Consider the following 21522-nt stretch of genomic DNA (forward strand, 5'->3'; position numbering starts at 1 on the left):
TCTTTTTACAAGACGAGTTTAATATTAGCGCCAATGCTTCTTAAAGCCGATACGCCGAATACGTCTATTCCCTGTAGTCCGTTACCGCTGCTCATGGATACTTCAGGATCAAAAGGAGCATCCAGTTTGAAAAAGCAGAGGTTCCTGCCTATCAGTCCGACCTGCATCATGTTGATCCATTTGCTCTTTAACGGTAATTTCCAGGTAAGTGATATCTCCCTGAGCCGGATATTGGTGGCATCGTACATATACGTTTCGCCGATGCCTGCCCTGCTGCCGATGGTGGCAAAATACCTGCGTTCATCGTAGGTACCTGTAAGTGGGGTGCCATCTTCATATACGGCATTGATTTTCACGCCTCCTGCATCCCTGGCTCTGGCGCTGGCCTCGCTAACGCCATAGCTGTCCAGCACAGAGTTGGTCACACTCATGACCTTACCACCAAAACGACCGTCTACCAGGAAACTGAGCGCATAGTTTTTGTACGTGATGGAGTTGTTCCAGCCTAACATAAAACGTGGATTGGGATTACCTACTTTCTTCAATACGTTCCGGGTCATCAGGTTGCCCTGGTTATCAATAACAAGCTGTCCTTTGTCATTCCTGTACAGTTCCTTATTGGTATAAATATCTCCCCAGGAACCGCCTTCCTTAATAAAAGACCCATACATATTGGTCAGGAAGTCGGTGAGAACGTAATAATTATCCGGCCCTGCACCAGGTATGCTGTTGTTGCTGAGTTTTACTACTTTATTACTATTGATCGTCAGATTGAAATTGGTATTCCATTTCCACTGTGTTTTCTGTACGGGCACAATGTTCAGTGTTGCTTCCCACCCTTTATTCTGGATATTGCCCAGGTTCAGGTAATAGAACAGGAAGCCTGAGCCGGAGGGAGCGCGTACCTCCATATACTGCTGATAATTGTTATTCTTGTACCAGGTCACGTCAATGCCAACACGGTCTTTCAGGAAGCGGAACTCGGCACCTGTTTCCAGCGAGCGGTTATCTTCCGGTTTCAGGTAGATGCCCGGGTAAGGAGCGCGGGTATTGAAATTGATACGGGTAACGCCAGCCGTGGTCATAATCAGGAAACGGGCCGGCCTGGATGCATAAGGTGCAATGTCATTACCTGCTTTGGCATACGACACGCGGACCTTTGCAAAGCTGATGGCTGCCGGCAGGTTGAACCATTCACTCAGTACAGAACTGATACCTGCTGAGTAATAGAAATATCCCTTGTCTTTGATCGGTGTAAAGGCGAAAGTGCTGGACCAGTCATTCCGGCCCGTCAGGTCCAGGAACACGCGCTGCTTCCAGTTCAGCTGTGCACTGCCGAAAAGCGCCTGTAATTGTTTCTTGTCGATGCTCTTTTGTCCGTCCAGTGCTTTGGCGGAGATATTATCTACCGAAAATACATTCGGCACGATCAATCCTTCTGCGGCGGTAGGATTGGTACTGATCAATGTTCTGTCGTGCGCTTTTACATCGGTGATGCTGACACCCAGCATAGCCTGCAGCTTCCACTGCGAAGACAACTGTTTGCTGCCGGTCAGCATCATGTCTGCATACAATTGTGTGTTGGTTTCCACTTCGCGGGTAAACCGGCCGTTTGGCGGACTTAGCACCTGTTGTGTACCTGCGTGTGCAGACATCTCATAGCGGTCGTTGCTTTTATCAATGTTAGCCCTTGCCTGTAACCATAACCAGTTTGTGAGCCGGTATTTCAGTGAAAGGGAGGCCATGCCCCTGTATCTTGCTTCCCTGCGCTGGTCGCGCTTTTGCACCCAATAAGGGTTCTGCTGGTCGTCCAGACCCGTCCAGTCGCGGTCCCTGCGGATGTTCCACCAGTTCTGCAATGGCAGGTTACTGAGCGCATCATAATATTCGTATTGCTTGTAGGTATTGAAGTCCAGTCCCCGGGGCATATTGTATAGTCCTGTCAGTGCATTATAATACAGGCCGGAGGATGGGCGGTTCAGTACATCCTGTATCACGTAAGAAATATTGGCATCCAGGGCCAGTTTCTTCTTCAGCATATTGGCGGTGATACGGGTATTGAAAGTATGCCGCTGGAAATGATTGGCAGGCAGAATACCCCTGCTCATGGTATTGGCATATGACAGATAGTATTGTGTCTTCTCTGCTCCGCCGCTATAGGAAATGCCATTGGTGGACGTCAGACCGGTGCGGAAGAAATCCCTGATATGGTTGGGCGCCTGTATCTTATCTCCCCAGCTGTCGGCAGAACCTGGCTGCAGCTTGTCTTTGTCGTCCTTGTAAGGGCGTGTGGTTTGTCCATAGCGGAACTGGAGTTTGGGCAACAGGAGGGGCGCGTCTACCATCAGGTCGCTTGCTACATTGATACGCCCTTTGCCCGCGTTGCCTTTTTTAGTCGTGATCATGATCACGCCATTGGCCGCCTGGCTGCCATATAAAGCCGCTGAGGAGGCGCTTTTCAAGACACTGATGCTTTCAATGTCATCGGGGTTGATGTTGGAGATACCATCGCCACCATCCCTGCCGGCGGTACCTACAATGCCGGACGATTGCCCCCAGATATCAGTGGGTTGTGAAGGCGTGAAGTTGGCCATAGGAACACCGTCAATGATATAGAGCGGCTGATTTTCCCGGGTGGATTTATTCCCGCGGAGTATGACCCTGGCCGATCCGCCTATACCTGAAGCGCTCCTGTTGATCATGACCCCGGCTACTTTGCCGGAAAGGCTGTTGATCACATTGGCGTCTTTTACGGTGGAGATATCGTCGTTGAGCAGCTGGCCGGTGGAGTAGGGGAGCTCTTTGTTGCTTTTGGGAATACCTAATGCGGTGACTACCTGTTCATTCAGCCCGAATACGCTTTCGGTCAATGTCACGTCCAGTGTGCGTTGTTCGCCCGGAATGATCTCTTTAATAAGGAACCCTACAGAGCGGAAGACGAGTATATCTGCCGGCGTTATTTGAATACTGTAATAGCCTTCATCATCAGTATGCACGCCTTTGTGCGTGCCTTTGACAAGGATGGTGGAGCCGGGTAATGGCCGGCCGCGGATGTCCTGTACCCGGCCTGTTATCTGTACCGGGTTATCACAGTCGCCCGCGCCTGTACTGCTGGTAGCTGCTGTTGCCGAAGCCCAGACAATGATCTTATCTTCTTTTATGAGGAAAGAAAGTCCTGTACGGATAGAAAGCTTATCAAGTACGTCCCTGACGGGAAGATCTTTACAGTGAAGGGAGATCCTTTTATTAAGATCAATGGCTGTTTTATCGTAATGAAAATTAAGGTGGCTCTGTTTGGCTATTTCAGCCATGATCTCAGCAATGCTTCTGTTACCAGCGGCAATCGTGATGCATCCGTTGCAGGCGGAGGGTGGCTGTTGGGCATAAAGAAGCCCGTTACCCGTCAATGAAGGCATTAACAGGAAGCCGGCAATAATACATACTTTACAGAAGTATGATTTTCCCCTCATATAGCCTCATTTACATTTAAGTTCAAAAGCAGCTTCAATGAAAAAGTGTCTGTCTGTTGACAGCCAATAGATCTTCCAGCATTATTGTTTGTTCTTTAGTATTACTGTGTCCTTTCCAATGGTGTAGGAAAGTGATTCTGTCAGGCATATGGTCTCAATAACGTTTGCCAGGGTTTCCTCTCTGAAATTTCCGGTATAGGTCCAGTCTTTCTTATCGCTTTGGTTGATGATGGTCACGCCATACCTGTTCTCAATGCCGGTGCGCACCTGTTCGAAGGAGGCATCTTTGAATATCAGGTAGCCTTTCTGCCAGCCTGTAACTACTTCTGTGTCGAAGGCAGTTTTTACAAGCTGCAGGGAGCGAAGGTCATAACTGGCCTGTTCGCTTGGCTGTAATATAAGGGATGGCTGTGACGCGGTGGTCACTCTTACCTTGCCGGTAAGCAGGGCAACGGTGATCTGTTGTTCGTGTGCGTAAGCGCGGATATTAAAAGTAGTGCCTAATGCGGTTGCTGTGATATTACCGGCATGAACGGTGAATGAGTTCTCTGCGCCGGGCGCGGCGTCAAACCAGGCCTCGCCTTCTTCGAGGTAGATATCGCGGTGATGACCGCTGAAATGTTCCGGGTAGCGGATCCTGCTGGCGGCATTCAGCACTATTTTGCTGCCGTCTTCCAGCGTGATATGCTCCTGGTTGCCTTTAGGCGTGTTGACAGTAACAAAGCCATTATCGACGGTGTGGACAGGCTTTGCCAGGTTGCCGGCCACCGGTTGTTGTCCCGGCAGGGCAGGCGTAGCGGAATGCTGCCTTTGCTGGAAGAACCATGCGCCGGCTGCTACCAGCACGGTTATAGCGGCGGCCGCGTAGTACCAGGAACGCATAAAGCGCCTGGGGGCCGGTTGTATCTGTTTCATGAGCGCACGCTGTACTGCGCCGAGGTCTGCCTGAACCTGCTGCTCACTTTTAGGCGATGTATATTGATCGCCAATGCTGTCAAACCACTCTTCGATGATCGCTGCTTCTTCCGGGGTGCATTGGCCTTCGTTATAACGCTCCAGTAATTTCCTTATCTTTTCTTGCTCCACTGATTGCAAATTTGAAATGTCCCAATGATAAAGCTATGTCGTACCAATAGGGTACAGGTACCATTAGTTGGCGAAAAATGAGTACATGGCCTGTGTGGTGAGCAGGAACAGCACAAGATCTGTCCTGGCATGGTTCGCACGTAATATCTTAAGGGCTTTGGTAATCTGGTTTTTAACTGTTTGCTGTGATAATCCGAGCCGTAGCGCAATTTGCTCAACCGTCTGATGCTCAACACGGCTGAGCATGAAGATCTCCTTCATTCTTTCCGGCAGGTGATTAATGGTCTCAAAAACATCCTGAGTCCTGGTTTTGCTGTCTACCAGCTCGGCAATGCCGCCGGGTTGTACGTCAAAGTGCTCTATCAGCTGTTGCAGGTATTTCCGGTACGTGGAATTCTTGCGGTAAATGTCTATGATCTTATGCCTGGCAGATTGATACAGGTAAGATTTAAGGGATTCATTTACGTTGATAGATTGTCGTCTTTCCCACAATGAGGCGAAAAGGTCCTGGAGAACATCTTTACCGGCATCAGCACCATCTATCTTGCTGAGAATGAAAAGGTATAAAGGTTGACTGTAACGCTCATAAATAACGTTAAAAGCATTTACACTGTCTTCTTGCAGCAGCGATAGTAATTCTTGATCAGTATAATTACTATACATGGATTACAGAAATAGAGTTTGGTTGATAAATGGTTTAATATCAGCAGATAATTCCATTTATGCTGGCATATTTGCTCATCAGCCGAAAGGAAATTAATACATTTTGACCAATTACCAAACTATTTACAATGCGGGAGCGCAGCCCTTGTGCGTTACATGGCTGAAGATCAGTTTATAGCCCGGCCGGTATTGCCGCCAGGCTATGTATTGCTTAAATAAGCGTAGTTATCACGCTTCTTTCAGTCTTAATTCGTTCTTATATTCTTTTGGAGTTTTACCTACGATCTCTTTGAAAAAGCGATTGAAGTTAGAAAGGTTCTTAAAACCACAGGAATAGGCAATTTCCGCGATAGACCAGTCTTCTTCCGTCAGCCGTTTGCAGGCATGCCCGATCCGCACTTCATTGAGGAACTGCACAAATGATTTCTTGGTGCGGTTTTTAAAGAAGCGACAGAAAGATTGCGGAGAGAGGTTGGTAATACTGGCCACATCCTGGAGGGAGATCTCTTTGGAGAAGTTGCCCATTACGTATTTGAACACCTCGTCGATCTTGTGGTTATCCTTTGCGTTGAAGGCATGGGAATAGCCTGTACTGGCGAGGTACTGTACATCTTTTGTCTCTGCCAGCACCTTCAGGATGCTGAGCAGGGAAATGATCCTTTCCAGTCCTTCTTTTTTAGGCAGGGACAATATCTGGTCTTTCAGGATATCGTAGGTTGGCCCGAGTATCTTCATACCCCGCTGGGCCCTGTGGAAAAGGTCTGTAAGCGATTTTGTTTCCGGCAGTCCGTAGAACTTATCCCCGAAAATATCTTTCGGAAAATAGATCACGACGGAGCGTGCTTTCAACTGGTCGTTATTTTTATGGTAGCTTTCATCATTGTACCATACGTGTGGAATATGCGGCCCCAGAAATACCATGTCGCCAACATCAAAACTTTCAATGCTGTCCCCCACAATTCTTTTACCATTGCTTTCCATTACAAATACAAGCTCACATTCCGGGTGGAAGTGAAATGGTGTATTAAAATAAGGATCACATCGCTCAATTATAGTGATCTGATTGTCGGCAAATGCCCCCACTTTAATAAGAATGGGTTTCATGTAATTATAATTTAAATCTTCCCTTTAACCCTGTGTGACTCTCGAAACAGTGTGTATGCAAACTATCCTGGTATACGGTCCTGCTGCATAATATTGATGCAGCAACTATTGCAGTTATTGCAAATCCCCCTGACAGAACTTTTTCTTATAAAGTGCCAAATTAGAAAATTTTGGTTAAAAAAACATCATTTATTCGTAATAATCAAGGCCTGAAAACAGAAAGAGAATATTATTATATTTGGCTATGTGCGGTTAAGGTTCTAATTTTCTGATGAATATCAAACCAAATCTGAATTTCGTGAAAGGAATATCCATTAAAGATATTGCCCAAGAGGCAGGGGTTTCTCCTACAACAGTTTCTTTTGTATTGAATGGTAAAGGAAAGGAAAAAAGGATCAGCGAACAGGTCAGCAAGCGGATACTCAAGATAGCAGGGAAGTTGAAATATAAGCCCAATCAGCTGGCGAGAGGCTTACGCACTGGCAAAACAAAGACGATCGGGTTAATAGTAGAAGACATTGCGAACAGTTTTTTTGCCAACGTTGCAAAGGTTGTAGAGGATGAGGCGGATAAATTTGGTTATAAGGTGCTTTTTGGCAGTACAGAGGACAACGAGGAGAAAGCAAAAGGATTGCTGGAAGTATTGCGTTACCGCCAGGTAGACGGATATATCATTACACCAACAGCAAATCTTGACAAGGAGATCGTATCCCTACAGAAGCCGGTGGTGCTCATGGACCGCTATTTTCCCAATATCGCAGACTCTCATTATGTGGTGGTAGACAACTTCCAGGGCGCCTATGTGGCCGTCAGCCACCTGGTGGAACAGGGATATAAAAAGATCGGTATTATCACCACCACTTCTTCACAGATACAAATGCAGCAACGCCTGGATGGTTTTGTAGACGCACTTAAGAAACATGGCCTGCCAGCAGGCAAGAACGTCATCAAACGGCTGCCATTCGATCTTGACAGGGCAGGTTTCATCCAGGAGATCACACAATATCTGCAAACAAATAAAGACCTCGATGCCCTCTTCTTTGCTACGAACTACCTCGGCATCTGTGGTATAGAAAGTATTCGTGCCATTGGTCTGCATATCGGTACGGATATAGGTATGGTCAGCTTCGATGATCATGATATTTTCCGCCTGCACAGTCCTTCCATTACGTGTGTGGCGCAGCCGGTGGAAGAGATTGGACGCAGGCTTATTCACCTGCTGATAGCAGAACTTGAAAATAGTTCCACCACTCCTCAACAAGTAGTACTTTCCCTTGAGTTACGCAAAAGAGAATCATCTATGCAATCGGTTCCTCATGAGAATGCATAAAGTATAAAAAGAGTAGTAGATAACTATAGCTGCGATTCCGCGTAAACCCTTTACAGTCAACAATACAACGAAGATGTTATAATTCGGCGAAGAGCGTTTGATAAACGTTGAGATTGTTAAATTATTGCGAAAATTATTTGCACGGGATTAAAACTTTATCTAAGTTTGAGACAATTACAATCATAGTCATAGGGGGAACAATAGAAATAATCAGGACAATTTTTTCTTTTTTGAATGACAGGCTAAAACGTTTAATATCTATAGCCTACGGTGTAAATGAGCATTAAGCAGCAAACAAAATTTCAGGCATTGTGAAGAACGTAACAGATTGAACGCGTGATGAGAGACTAAGCAGGAATAATGAATTCAACCAATTTTTAGATCGGATAACAGGTAATAGTAGCAGTTTTCACAGATATTATTTTAAAAAACAGTTGAAGGATGAAATAGCTTCTTCAGTGTATTTTATTGTCTGAACAGTAGCTGAATTCTGACATTGTAGAGAGCGTAACGGGTTGAACGCGTGATGAGAAACAACAGGATAATGAATTCAACCAAATTTTAGATCGAAGTAATAACTAAGAGAAAGTAACAAGTTTCGCGGATATTAAACGTAAAAGAAGAATGAAGCAGCTTCTTCACGTGATTTCGTTATCAAATGATTTCACTGTGAACGGACTTGTCAGTAAACGCAGCTTTTTCCACTATTAATCTCAATCAATGATCGGATTTATACATGACGTATTTCGAAACAGGATACCTATGTCTGTGATGACATAATCTAGACGCTTTTCGGCATGATCAAAAGTTAATGATGCCATTTACAAATGGCGAACAGGGAAACTATGCCTGTTAACCAGGCTTACGACGGCAATAGCTAAACTTTATACCTAAACCACCACTAGTATCAATCAAAAAGAATAAACAATGAAGAGATCGCTTTTTTTATTTGCGGTTCTTTCTGTTTTGTGCTTCCAGTTTGCCTGGGCACAAACGAAGGTAACAGTAACCGGCGTTGTTAAAGATCCGAAGGGCTACCCGATTCCCGGCGTTAGTGTTTCAGAGAAAGGAACTACCAACGGCGGTGTGACAGACATGAATGGAACCTATAAGCTTAACGTCAACCCTTCGGGTACGCTTGTGTTTTCATTCATCGGATATTTGAAAAAGGAAGCTGCTGTAGGTAACAGCGGTAGCCTGAACATCTCTCTGGAAGAAGACCAGAAAGGATTACAGGAAGTTGTGGTAACAGCGTTGAACGTAAAGAGATCAACCAAAGCGCTGGGTTATTCCATGACGGAAGTTAAAGGTGAGGACGTTGCATTGTCAGGACAGGTAAACCCCGTTACATCTTTACAGGGTAAAGTCGCAGGTGTGAACATCTCTTTAGGTGGTGGCGGACCACAGTCCAGCGCACGTGTCCTGATCAGGGGTAACAACTCACTCGGCCTGAATAACCAGCCGCTCTTCGTAGTGGACGGTGTGTACCTTGAGAATGGTATCACTGGTGGAGACCAGTGGGGTAACTCTCAGGACTTCGGTAACATCATGAAGAACCTGAACCCTGACGATTTCGAAAGCGTTTCTGTACTGAAAGGTGGTGCTGCTACTGCGCTGTATGGTTCCCGTGGCCAGAATGGCGTGATCATCATCACTACCAAGAAAGGTATTGCACGTAAGGGTTTAGGTGTGACCGTTACTCATGCAGAGATGTATGATAAAGCATACAAATCAATCGACTTTCAGAATATCTATGGTGTTGGTGATACTCCGGCTGATTTCCCGAAAGATAACAACGGCGATCCTTATGCTGACGAAAACAACTGGGCTGGTCTCAGTTTTGGTCCGAAAATGCTGGGCCAGCGCGTAAAAGACTGGCAGGGTAACTGGACTACTTTCTCTCCTCACCCGCACAACCTGCTGGATCTTTACCGCACAGGTAAATACTACAATACAAACGTGGCAGTAGATGGTGGTAACGAGAAAACGACTTTCCGTTTATCTTACTCCAACAACTATACAAATGGTATTGCGCCAAACAACAATTTCAAGCGTAATAACTTTAACCTGCGTGCAACACATAAACTGTCTTCCAGAGTTTCTGCAGACGTAAGTGCTAACTATGGCAAGACAAACGTAGAAAACCCTGCTATCAACGGTGGTAATGAAAACCTTGTGTTCAGCAGTGTTTACAAAATGTCCCGCAACTTCGATACCAAGTACTGGAGAGACAAGTATATTGATCCTAACGGAGGTGCGCTGCAGAATGATCCTTATGGTATGTCTACAACTTTCTTCGCCCTGAATAAATACAATACCACACAGGACGAAGATAACTTCCAGGGCCGTTTGGGGCTGAAAGTAGACATCCTCAGCTGGTTAAACCTGTCATTGAACGGTGATGTGCAGACCAACCTTCAGCAGTATGAGCGTAAAGAGCTCGGTAGGGATCCGGGGTTCAATGGCGGCTATTATAACCTGACTTCTACTACTGCGATGCAGCGTAAACTGCAGGCAATATTGTCCGGACACCGCAAGCTGACCAGCGACCTGGAAATGGACCTGTCAGTAGGTGCTGAGACTTACAGATGGGGTTATGGCAAATACAACAAAGCTGAAACACGTGGTGGTCTGAAAGCTCCGGGACTGTTCTATATCAGTAACTCAGTACAGGATCCCCTGGCTACTGCAAGGATCATCAAAGGTGTTAGAACAGACGCTATTTATGCCTTCGCAAACTTTGCTTTCAGAGACCAGTTATACCTTGACCTGACAGGAAGAAATGACTGGAACTCTACGCTGATGTATGCCGATGGTCATGGTGTGAATAACTACTTTTATCCATCTGCGAGCCTTTCCTGGCTGTTCTCTGAAACATTTCACCTGCCTGAGTTCTTCACTTTCGGTAAGTTGAGAGCTTCTTATGCAGGTACTGGTGCTGGTACTGATGCATACACAACCGGTATTGGTACTTACTCCTTCATCAGTAACTATACTGGTGTTGGTGGCGGAACTATTCCACGCTTCGGATTTGATGGTAATACCCTGGGCAATCCTAACCTGAAGAACGAGTACACACGTAACTTTGAAGCTGGTGCAGACGTTCGTTTCCTGAATAACCGCTTAGGCATCGATGTGGCAGTTTACAGAAAGAACACCTTCAACCAGATTATACCTCTCTCTTTGCCACAGGAAAGTGGTGTAACCAGCCGTCTGATCAACGCGGGGAACGTACAGAACACAGGGATTGAAATATTGCTGAACACTGTTCCTGTTAAGACAAAGGACTTTGACTGGAACTCTACCCTCTCATTCACCCGCAATAAGAACATCGTAAAGGAAATTGCTGAAGGTGTAAATGCACTGGAACTGCCTAACGGTTATTCTCAGGGTAGCGATGTGCTGGTAATTGCGCGTAAAGGCGCCGAATATGGTATAATGCAAACCAAATATGCATATACATACTATAACGATCCTTCAAAACCTTCTGCTAACGGTAAGAAAGTATTGAGATCAAATGGCCGTTATCTGCGTTCAAGCGATGCAGGTCTTGGCTATGTTGACATCGGTACTATCCAGCCTAAATTCCAGTCTTCCTGGACCAACAGTTTCAGATACAAAAACTTTAACCTGAATGTGCTGGTAGATGCTAAAGTAGGAGGCAAATATTCTTCTGCTACTTACAACTATGCTTATTCCGGCGGTGCGCTGAAGAATACACTGGCAGGACGTGATAAGGAAAGTGGTGGTCTTGCATGGACTGATGCTAACGGAAATGCGTACAATGACGGTATCATTCCTGATGGTGTGTTTGCAAAAGGTGTTACGCTGACCCCGCTCAATGGTGGTGCGGCAGTTGATGCAAGTGGTATGACCTACCAGCAGGCATACGAGCAGGGCCTGATGAGACCAAAACATGCATGGGATTATTACTACCGCCTCGGTTCATGGGGACAGGGCATCCGTGAAAATGCCATCTTCACAAATTCATGGGTAGCTGTGCGTGAAGTAACTGTTGGTTACAATGTTCCGGCTTCTGTTTATTCTAAACTGAAACTGAACAACCTGCGTGTGAACCTGGTGGGAAGAAACCTCTTTTATATTTACAGCAGCCTGCCTGGCGGCCTGAACCCGGAAGGTCTGTACAACAACTCATCTGCTTCAGCAGCTGATTATGGTGGTGTGCCTTTCGTAAGAAGCATGGGCTTCAACCTGCAGGCTTCTTTCTAAGTTAAAAGAGACATATAATTCAAGAAGAAAAAAGAAAACAGATGACAACTATATATAGCAAGTTTAAAAAGTATGGCATTTATGCGATGATACTTGGTACATTCGCAGCCTGTCAGAAAAGCAAGTTTGCAGAAATCAATACAAATCCTGAAAAGCTACCTATCATACAGCCTGAAGGCCAGTTCCTTGATGCCGTAGTTCAGATCCATAGCGGCGACTTTGAATACTTTTATGATTTTTACCGTACCATCATGCCATTCACTGAATCGATTGTGGCTAATGGAGGTAATAGTGCGAATTTCATCAGTGATAATACTGGTAACGCAAATAACCGCTACGGATATTACTATACAAGAATCGGTAATGACCTGACTAACGTGGTAAAGCTGATCGAAGCGATGCCCGCTGACGAACAGGCTAAGAGAAAACATCAGGTAGCCATTGCCCAGATCCTGAATATTTATTACGCATGGTACGTATCTGATATCAACGGTAGCATACCATATTCCGAGGCTTTCCAGGCGCGCTATACTGGTAACTTTACACCTAAGTACGATACGCAGGAGCAGCTGTATACTTTGTGGGATAGCGAATTGAAGGCTATCAGTGCAGTGCTGTCTGACAATTCAGTACCGCAGGTATCTTATGGAGCCAATGATCTTTACTACGGTGGTAATTCCGCAAAGTGGCTGAAATGTGCGAACACGCTGCGTCTGAAGATTGCATCCCGCTTATCTAAAGTAGCGCCTGACAAGTTCAAAAGTATTGCAACGGAAGTACTGGCAGCAGGCAACCTGTTCGAGAGTAATAGCGATGACCTGAAATTGCTGGCAGGAGATAAATTCACACAGGGCGGCAACTGGAACCCCGCCGGCTTCCACGCCTCAAAGTCACTGCTGGATTTCATGCTTGCTACAGGAGATCCTCGCCTGAGGGTATTCTATCAGAAAAATGATTATTCAAAAGAAAACTTTGATTCTGCCGTAGCTCAGGGTGCATTGCCTGCTAATGCAGTATTCAATCCTAACCAGTATGTTGGTTCTTTCTCCAGCCCGGATGCGGTAAGCGCTAATCCTGGCTACTTCCGGACAAGGAAGATTAAAAATGGTCAGGGCAAGGACCAGACGTTGGATACAGTGTCTCTTATCCAGTATCGCCTGTTCCAACCGGAGTATGTCTATAAAGATGCGGTAGGACAGGGGCATGCTACTTTTCCTTTGCTGACATTTGCGGATCTTTGTTTCCTGCGTGCTGAAATGGCCGCAAAAGGTATTGCAGGCAGCGATGCACAAGGATGGTACTATCAGGGTATCGAGGCTTCTATCCGGAACTATGATCAAATGGCTTCTGATGCAAGACTGGGCGACTATACTCCGCTTACAGATGCTGAAATCGCTGCTTATAAAACCAAACCGGGAGTAGCGTATGATCCGGCTAATGCCGAAGGATTGATCGCATCACAGGCTTTCCTGAATTATTTCAAAACGCCAAATGAAGCATGGGCTATTCTGAAAAGATTAGGTATGCCTAATGCTACTACTCCATTGGCGCTTGAAGTAATGAAAGCAAACGGTGTAGTACAGGTTATTCCAAGAAGAGCTTCCCTGAACGTTGCTAACGAAACTAATGTGAACGCTGCCAACAACAAGGCTGCTTTAGATGAAATGGCCCAGAATCCGGATTTCGGTGAAGGCCCTTCTGATATCTTTGGCCGCGTATGGTGGGATAAGAAATAGAAGAGTGAAAATAAGAAGTGCCCCGTCATCTGACGGGGCACTTTCATGTAAATCATATATATTAGATTGATCGATATGTTGTTGAGGACTGAGTAGAGTAGAGTGTGTAAAAAAGTACATTTCTTTATACGATATTTTTATTTATTTGTATATCTTACAGTCGTAAGTATAGAGAAAAGAATCAACAGGCGGTTTACCATTTAATGTAGAGGTAAACAGGGAAGAAGAAGATAGCAGATTTTATCAACCGGATTGTTTTAGAAGTTATGAAGAACAAGGCAGACACACCACTGCCTTTATATCAACCAGGATCGGATTAAGTGTTATGATAAACTAATTTCGTTATGTCGAGACTATTTATTTGTGCCCTGCTGTCGGGGATATTGTCGGTACATACACTCAGCGCGCAATTGATTGCCAGCGCCAATGTGATGTCTGCCGGCCGTTTAAAAGATTATAATGGAAAAACATTTACTGTAAAGCCAGCAGGCAAACCAGTGGTATATATATTTCTTTCTCCTGAATGTCCTTTATGCAAGAACTACGCGCCCGTGTTGCAGAACCTGCAGAATAAGTATAAGGATGTACAGTTCTATGGCATCATCAGTGGCCAGACCTTCACAAAGAGTGAAGTAGCAGAATACGCGAAGGATTACAATATCACTTTCCCTATATTGATGGATACCGATAAGAGAGTGGCTAATTATCTCAATGCTACTGTTACGCCGGAAGCCCTGCTCATCGGCAATAATGGAAAGGAATATTACAGAGGCCTGATCGATGACTGGGTAACGGGACTGGGCACTAAAAGAGTAAGGGCTACGAGAAAGTACCTGGAGCAGGCGATCAGCAACTTGTTAGTAGGAAATGAACTGGTATCGCAAACAACGCCAATTGGTTGTCTGATCAGTAATTATTGAGTTTTATATTAAGCGGCGCATATGCGATACAGCATTGCAGTATCAATTGTAATCTTTTTTGTCTTCAATATATCACGTGTAACAGCACAGCGTATTACATGGAGTGAACATATTGCTCCGCTGATACACCGTAACTGTACACCCTGCCACCAGAATGGAGATGCTGCGCCTTTCCCGTTAGTGACATACGATGATGTTGCAAAAAGAGCTGCCTTTGTAAAGAAGGTAACACAGAGTAAGTACATGCCGCCATGGAAACCCGATCCGCACTATTCTACTTTTGCAAATGAGAGAAAGCTGACTGATGAGGAGATAGCCATGATTGCAGAATGGGCTGATAATAATATGCCAAAAGGGAAGAAGACTGCGGTAAAAGATGAAGAGATCGTTGTGGCTGGTACACATGGCAGCCGTAAGCCAGACCTGGTGCTGAAAATGAATAAACCCTTTCATGTGAAGGGAGATAACCTGGAAAGATTTATTGTATACAAAATACCATTTGAACTGCCTGACTCTGCCAATGTGGAAGCAGTCCGGTTCACGACAACAAATCATAAGATCATCCACCACGCGAATTATGAAGTTGATGCAGTACCCGATCTGGATATTTACAATACGGACGACTACATCAATCTGACTGAAGACAATCGCTTCAAGTATGATCAGTATGTTCCTTTCAGAAAACACATGATCTACTACGGCGGATGGATACCAGGTTCTTTTGGAGAATCTTATCCTGAAAATATTGGTTGGATAATGCCGAAGAGAGGAGTGATATTGCTGACCATGCACTATGCACCGGTAGCAAAGGAAGAGGATAATGTGAGCGGCGTGGAATTTTATTTTACGAAAACACCTGTAAAACGTCATATAAGGGCGATAAGCCTGGGCTCTGGCGGCGTCGGTGAAAAAGAGATTGACCCTTTCTTTTACATCCCGGCCAACGCTGTTAAGACCTTCAAAGTAAAAGTGACCACCCCGGAAGATCAATCCCTGTTGTATGTGTGGCCACACATGCACTATGTGGGCAAGATCTTTAAGGCCTACGGTGTAACTCCGGAGAAAGACACAATCAAACTGGTACACATCCCTGACTGGAACTTCAACTGGCAGGAGATATACTGGTTCCCAACATTGAAAAAAATCCCTAAAGGTACTATCCTCACCATAGAGGGTACTTATGACAACACCGCTAATAACCCGAATAACCCATCTAACCCACCGCAATTAGTTTACTCTAATGGAGACATGAAGTCCACTGATGAAATGTTAACATTGGTTATGGTTTATTTACCTTATGAGAAAGACGATGAAAGCGTCATTCTGAAGAAAAATGAAAGGTTTTGAAAGAGGATACATGATATTATTTTGTTAATTAAACATGTAATCTTCTCATTTTTAATGCATTGTTAACAAAAAGGCAAAAAACTGTTAAATGTTTTTTGTTCTTCATTTTATTTTTTATAGTTTGGCATCCATTAACAAAAAGTAAGATTTTGTTTAATGTGTGAATTTGAGATTGTGTAATTTATTGGGACATGCATTGAGTAAACAAGAGTAACTATTAATAAAAACTTGTGCGGACTGGATGACGCCTATGCCTTAAGTGTTTTTTATGAGGAAAAACGGAAATCGAGAAAGACGATTCGAACGGGCTATGCTTAGCGGTATACTATAACCTGCTTTTACATCTATGTTAAAATCTTTAGGTTCCCCTTTTGTTGCCGGTCAGGCGACCCGGGATATCTATGTTCAACTTTGAGACTAAACAACAAATAATAATTAAATCCAAAAGAAAGCTATGCGAAGATCTCTCCTTGTGTGTACATTGCTTTTCTTATGCTGCTGCTTTACTGCTTTAGCACAGAATAAGATAGCAGTTACGGGAACTATCAAAGACGTAAAGGGGACACCACTTCCAGGTGTTACCATCAAAGAAAAGGGTGCTTCCAACGGCGCCATGTCAAACCCGGACGGAAGTTTCAAGCTGTCGGTGCCAGCAGAAGCTACATTGGTGATTTCATATGTTGGATTTGTTACTCAGGAAGTACCTGTAGCAGGTAAAACTTCTTTCGATTTGACTCTTCAGGAAGACAACAAAAACCTGAACGAAGTAGTGGTAACTGCGATGGGTATCAAGAGAGAAACCCGTGCATTAGGTTATGCAGTGAGCACTGTTAGCGCGAAAGAGTTAACACAGACTGCGAGCCCTACCATTGGTTCTGCACTGTATGGTAAAGCTGCCGGTGTGAAGATCATCACTGCTCCAGGCGGCGCTTCCAGCGCTGTTACCATTCAGGTAAGGGGTGTGTCTTCTATCGGTCAGAACACACAGCCGCTGTACGTAATCGACGGTGTGCCTGTTAGAAACTTTAGTAACCCTACTACTAACTCCTTCGGTACTACCGGTGGAAGAATTGATGGTAACGGTGCTGCTGATATCAACCCACAGGACATCGAAACCCTGACCATCCTGAAAGGTGCAAGTGCAACTGCGCTGTATGGTTCTGAAGCAACCAACGGTGTTGTTGTGATCACTACCAAGAAAGGTGCTAAAGGCAGAGGCATGGGTGTAGAATTCAACTATTCTTACAACCAGGAAAAAATAGCTAATTCTCCGGATTATCAGAATGTGTATGGTCCAGGTTACAATCCTGCACTAAACTTGTCTGCTACTGCAAACTTTGGTAAAAGCTACGAAGGCTGGTTCACCGAAGCTGATGGTTCTGTTCACCCTTACTACAGGGCATATGGCCAGTTTGGTGCTAAATTTGACGGCCGTGAGGTAACTTACTGGGATGGCTCCAAAAGAAAATATGTGGCTAATCCTGATAACTACAAAGATTTCTATCAGACTGGTTACAATTCTGTTGCAAACGTAGCGATCTCTAATGCTAACGATAAAGGTAGCTACCGTTTCTCCTATACACGTACAGACTACAAGAGCATCATGCCAGGAAGTAATCTGTATAAAAACAACTTTAGCTTCAACGGTACCCTGAAGTTGAATGAGAAAGTAAGTGTAGATCTGATCTCTACTTACAACAACTACATGAACCATAATCGTCCGAATGCTACCAGCAATATCTTCAACTCTTATGGTGGTTTCTTCAGCCGTTTTGATGATATGAGCGTTTATAAAAACAAGTATCAGACAAGAAATGGTTACAAATATGTACTGTATAACAACACCAGCTATGATCAGCAGGATAAAATCCGGTACAATATCAGAGCTTCTCAGTTGATGGACTACCTGTGGGATAACCTGCGTAACAGCTACGATGAAACTCAGAACCGTTTCATCAACAGCGCTACCCTGAATATTTCAGTGCTGGATAACCTGAAAGTAAGAGGTAGAGTAGGTGGTGACTTCACCAACCTGGCTGCATCTGACATGAGGTACAATGAAAAGCCAGCTACATTGGGTTATACAGGCCTTTATGCAACTGAAGCGAGGAACAACAATGTGTTCTATGGAGATGCGATGGCAATTTATAATCCAAAGCTGACCAAAGACCTTGATATGACTGTTACTGGTGGTTTCACTGCACGTAAAACTACCTATAAATATAACAGAGTGGCTACTGATGGTGGTCTGGTAACTGAAAACTGGTTCAATATCGGTAACTCGGCACAGCAGATCAAAGGTCAGTCTGAGCGTGCAACACAATACGATGTTGCAGGTTTCGGTATCCTGAACTTTGCTTATAAGGGCTTCCTATATGTAGAAGGTACCGGCCGTTATGAGTCTACCTCTACACTGCCTGTTGCTGTAAACAGCTACTTCTATCCATCTTTCAACGCCGGTTTCGTACTGTCTGACGTAGTGAAAATGCCAAAAGCTATTAACTATGCTAAAGTGAGAGGTTCTTACGGTTTCGTAGGTAACCACCCTAATCTGTATCAGTCCAACGTACTGTATAATCAGGTGGGTGTTACGTACAACCAGGGCAATCTCCTGTACCAACAGCCTAACGGTACCCAGTTTGGTAACGGTAAGCTGAAATCAGAGAAGAAGAGAGAAGCTGAAATCGGTTTGGATTTACGATTAATAGACAACAAGGTTAGCGTAGACTTCAGCTACTATAACAATAAAGTGAGCGATCAGATCCTCTACAGATCTATAGCAGGTTCAAATGGTGCTACCTCTATGCTGGTGAACGCTGGTGACATGTCTAACTACGGTTATGAAGCTGCTATCAGCGCTACTCCGATCGATCACAAAGACTTCCGCTGGAACACTCGTTTCAACTTCGCAGTTAACAGGAACAGACTGGATAAACTGGCTGATGGTCAGACTAGCCTTATCAGCAGAAGCCTGGATGGTGGTTATGTAGTCATCCGTTCCGAAGTAGGTGATGCACTGGGTAACATCTATGTACACCCTAATACTACAGATGGTAAAGGTAACAAGGTAGTAGGTGAAGACGGTCTGTATACAGTTGATAAAGGTTCATACATAAAAGTTGGTAACCTGATGCCTAAAATTGTAGGTGGTTTCTCCAACACTGTTACTTACAAGAACTTTGCATTGGACTTCACACTGGATTACCGTTTCGGTGGCAAATTGATCTCTACTCCTACATATTACCAGATCGGCGCAGGTATGTTTAATTCTACCCTGCAGTACAGAGATGCCGCTCATGGCGGTATCGCTTACCATGTAGTGGGTGATGAAGCATCTCAGGATGTTACGAAATATACCTATGTAGCAGATCCTAATGGCACACGTCATGATGGTCTGATCCTGCCTGGCGTAAAAGCTGACGGTAGTAAAAATGACAGGGTTATCTCTGCTGCTGACTACTACATGAACAACTATAACTGGGAAACTGAAGGAGACTACTCCGCTGCTGTGTTAAAAAACAGTTATATCAAAGTACGTGAAATTGCATTGACTTATTCACTGCCATCAGCATTTGCTAACAAGCTGCATTTCCAGGGCCTGCAATTTTCTCTCATAGGACGTAACCTGTTCTATGTTTACAAATCTCTGCCTTATGGTGTAGATCCTGAAGTTGCTGTTGGTTCTTCCTGGCTGGATCAGGGTATCGATGGTGGTACCGCAGGTCCTACAAGAAGCTTGGGTGCGAGCCTGCGTGCACGTTTCTAATATGATGTAATTGTAAAAAACGGATAAATAGAAATTAAATGAAAAGAATCTTCTTAAATATAACCCTTCTCTGTACGCTGGCAGGCATGTTCAGTTCCTGTTCCAAAAAGATAGAGGAGTCTTACCAGAACCCTGAGAAAATCTCTGATGGTTCCTTAAGTAAACTCTTAACAGGTATGTATCTGAACAAGAGGATACATCCTTCCTACTGGGATTACTACACCTTCATTATGCCAACGCTGTCTCTGTATACGCAGACTGTAGCAACTGGCCCTGGTAACCAGATGTACGTTGCAAATCCTGATTACGGTGAAAACCGTTGGGTGGATTTCTATGCAGGTTTTAAAGGTGATGATAACGATCTTAACTATAACGGTCCCGGTATACTCAGCAACTACCGCGAAATGCAGCTGACACTCGGTAAGATGTCAGCAGACCAGCAGCAGAAAAACCTGGTTTATCTGAAATGTGCTGAAGTATTGGTATATGACCAGGCTGCACAGATGATCGATCTCTGGGGAGATATTCCTTTCTCTCAGGCTGGTGGATTGAATACTCCTGACCGTTTCATCAAGGACCCTGCGTACGATGATGCTAAAACACTGTATTCTACTATCATCGCTAATCTGAAAGCGCTGAACACTTACTTCGATACAGTGACTGTAGCAAGTGAGGTTAAATCTGAACTTACCGGTTCTGATATCCTGTTAAAAGGAGACCTGGTTGCATGGCAGCGTTATGCAAACTCTCTGCGCCTGCGCTTGTTAATGCGTACGTCCAATGTAGATGAGACAACTGCAAAAACAGAAGTAACTGCAATGCTGAGCGATGCGAATGCTTATCCGTTAGTTGCAAATAATGCACAGAACGTGTTGTTCAGAGAAAGTCCTACTGCTGTAAGAAGTGACCTGGCCGATGTATTCCGTGACTATTCTTTCGCACCTGAATATCTGCTGAACACTGTAATGGTGGATAACGCAGACCCACGTGTAGAAGTATTATGGGATGCTGATGATGAAAATGGTTTCAAAGGCTTCCCTTACAACGGTAGCGTTGGTGATATTGAAGATGCCAGACGTTTATATGCAGTATACGATACAGCTACTTTCATGTACAATGACAACATCCCTGGTGTGATCATTACAGCTTCAGAAGTTAGCTTCCTGAAAGCAGAAGCAAATGAAAGATGGGGCTTGGGTGATGCTGCTGCTGAATATACCAACGGTATCAAACAATCTATCGAATTCTACTACGGTATCAACCAGTCAGCTATCAAGAAACAGGGTGTTACATTCACCCGTGCGGCCCTCACATCTCCAACCGCCACTGCTATAGATGCTTACCTGGCTAAACCAGCTATCGCTTATGCCGGTACGCAGACTGAAAAACTGCAGAAGATATGGCTTCAGAAATGGGAACACTTCTTCGTATTGCAGACTAACCAGTCATGGGCTGAAATCAGAAGGACAGATTACCCGGCGCTGCAGTTTGCAACCGTAAGCAACGCTACCGCTCCAAAACCTCCTGTACGTCTGTTGTACCCTAGCACTGAAAAACTGTACAACGCTGAAAACTACAGCAAAGTGGCTGCTAAGGATACCCGCGACACTAAGATTTTCTGGGATGTTAAATAATCCTGGTTAAAATATCCTCAGATAAGGGCTGGCCATGTGCCGGCCCTTATTTTTTTAACTATTCCATTTCCCAATGATCACAATCAGGGTGAATTTTTATATTATATGGAATCAGTTTTTTATTTTGTGAAAAAAATGAACTATTTATCAGCCACAGTCTATAGATGATCGTCTTTACAGATGACCTCGTACAGTCAGGTCCTATAATTTAATTGCTATACCAGTTGTTTAAGGTG

11 protein-coding genes are annotated in these 21522 nt (G+C 44.5%); 7 read left to right on the plus strand and 4 right to left on the minus strand.

Annotated features, from left to right (window positions below):
• Positions 1-5: 5 nt before the first annotated feature.
• The 4 genes from MYF79_RS09400 to MYF79_RS09415 all read right to left on the minus strand — a co-directional run bounded on the left by MYF79_RS09400 (position 6) and on the right by MYF79_RS09415 (position 6323).
• The gene (locus MYF79_RS09400; protein ID WP_247813590.1) at positions 6-3470 is read right to left on the minus strand and encodes a SusC/RagA family TonB-linked outer membrane protein; all 3465 of its coding nucleotides are present in this window, start codon (positions 3468-3470) and stop codon (positions 6-8) included.
• Positions 3471-3551: 81 nt separating this feature from the next.
• Entirely contained in the window at positions 3552-4556 is a 1005-nt protein-coding gene (locus tag MYF79_RS09405; RefSeq protein ID WP_247813592.1) for a FecR family protein, read from the minus strand.
• Positions 4557-4619: 63 nt separating this feature from the next.
• The gene (locus MYF79_RS09410) at positions 4620-5219 is read right to left on the minus strand and encodes an RNA polymerase sigma factor (protein ID WP_247813593.1); all 600 of its coding nucleotides are present in this window, start codon (positions 5217-5219) and stop codon (positions 4620-4622) included.
• Positions 5220-5447: 228 nt separating this feature from the next.
• Positions 5448-6323, minus strand: coding sequence for an AraC family transcriptional regulator (locus MYF79_RS09415; RefSeq protein WP_199657550.1), 876 nt, complete (start codon positions 6321-6323; stop codon positions 5448-5450).
• Positions 6324-6594: 271 nt separating this feature from the next.
• On the opposite strand from MYF79_RS09415, the gene MYF79_RS09420 reads away from it, so the two are divergent.
• From MYF79_RS09420 to MYF79_RS09450, 7 genes are all read left to right on the plus strand, one after another.
• On the plus strand, positions 6595-7653 hold the full coding sequence (locus MYF79_RS09420) for a LacI family DNA-binding transcriptional regulator (protein WP_247813594.1): 1059 nt from the start codon (positions 6595-6597) through the stop codon (positions 7651-7653).
• A gap of 927 nt (positions 7654-8580) precedes the next feature.
• Positions 8581-11883, plus strand: a complete 3303-nt coding sequence (locus tag MYF79_RS09425; RefSeq protein ID WP_247813596.1) for a SusC/RagA family TonB-linked outer membrane protein — start codon at positions 8581-8583, stop codon at positions 11881-11883.
• 41 nt (positions 11884-11924) lie between these two features.
• Positions 11925-13619, plus strand: coding sequence for a SusD/RagB family nutrient-binding outer membrane lipoprotein (locus MYF79_RS09430; protein WP_247813598.1), 1695 nt, complete (start codon positions 11925-11927; stop codon positions 13617-13619).
• 344 nt (positions 13620-13963) lie between these two features.
• The gene (locus tag MYF79_RS09435) at positions 13964-14539 is read left to right on the plus strand and encodes a redoxin domain-containing protein (protein WP_247813600.1); all 576 of its coding nucleotides are present in this window, start codon (positions 13964-13966) and stop codon (positions 14537-14539) included.
• A 21-nt stretch (positions 14540-14560) separates the two neighbouring features.
• Complete coding sequence (locus tag MYF79_RS09440; protein WP_247813601.1) at positions 14561-15886, plus strand: c-type cytochrome; 1326 nt, start codon at positions 14561-14563, stop codon at positions 15884-15886.
• 454 nt (positions 15887-16340) lie between these two features.
• The gene (locus MYF79_RS09445; protein WP_247813603.1) at positions 16341-19652 is read left to right on the plus strand and encodes a SusC/RagA family TonB-linked outer membrane protein; all 3312 of its coding nucleotides are present in this window, start codon (positions 16341-16343) and stop codon (positions 19650-19652) included.
• Positions 19653-19690: 38 nt separating this feature from the next.
• Positions 19691-21286, plus strand: coding sequence for a SusD/RagB family nutrient-binding outer membrane lipoprotein (locus tag MYF79_RS09450; RefSeq protein WP_247813604.1), 1596 nt, complete (start codon positions 19691-19693; stop codon positions 21284-21286).
• The last annotated feature ends 236 nt before the right edge of the window (positions 21287-21522 follow it).

The organism is Chitinophaga filiformis (assembly GCF_023100805.1).
Lineage (GTDB): Bacteria > Bacteroidota > Bacteroidia > Chitinophagales > Chitinophagaceae > Chitinophaga > Chitinophaga filiformis_B.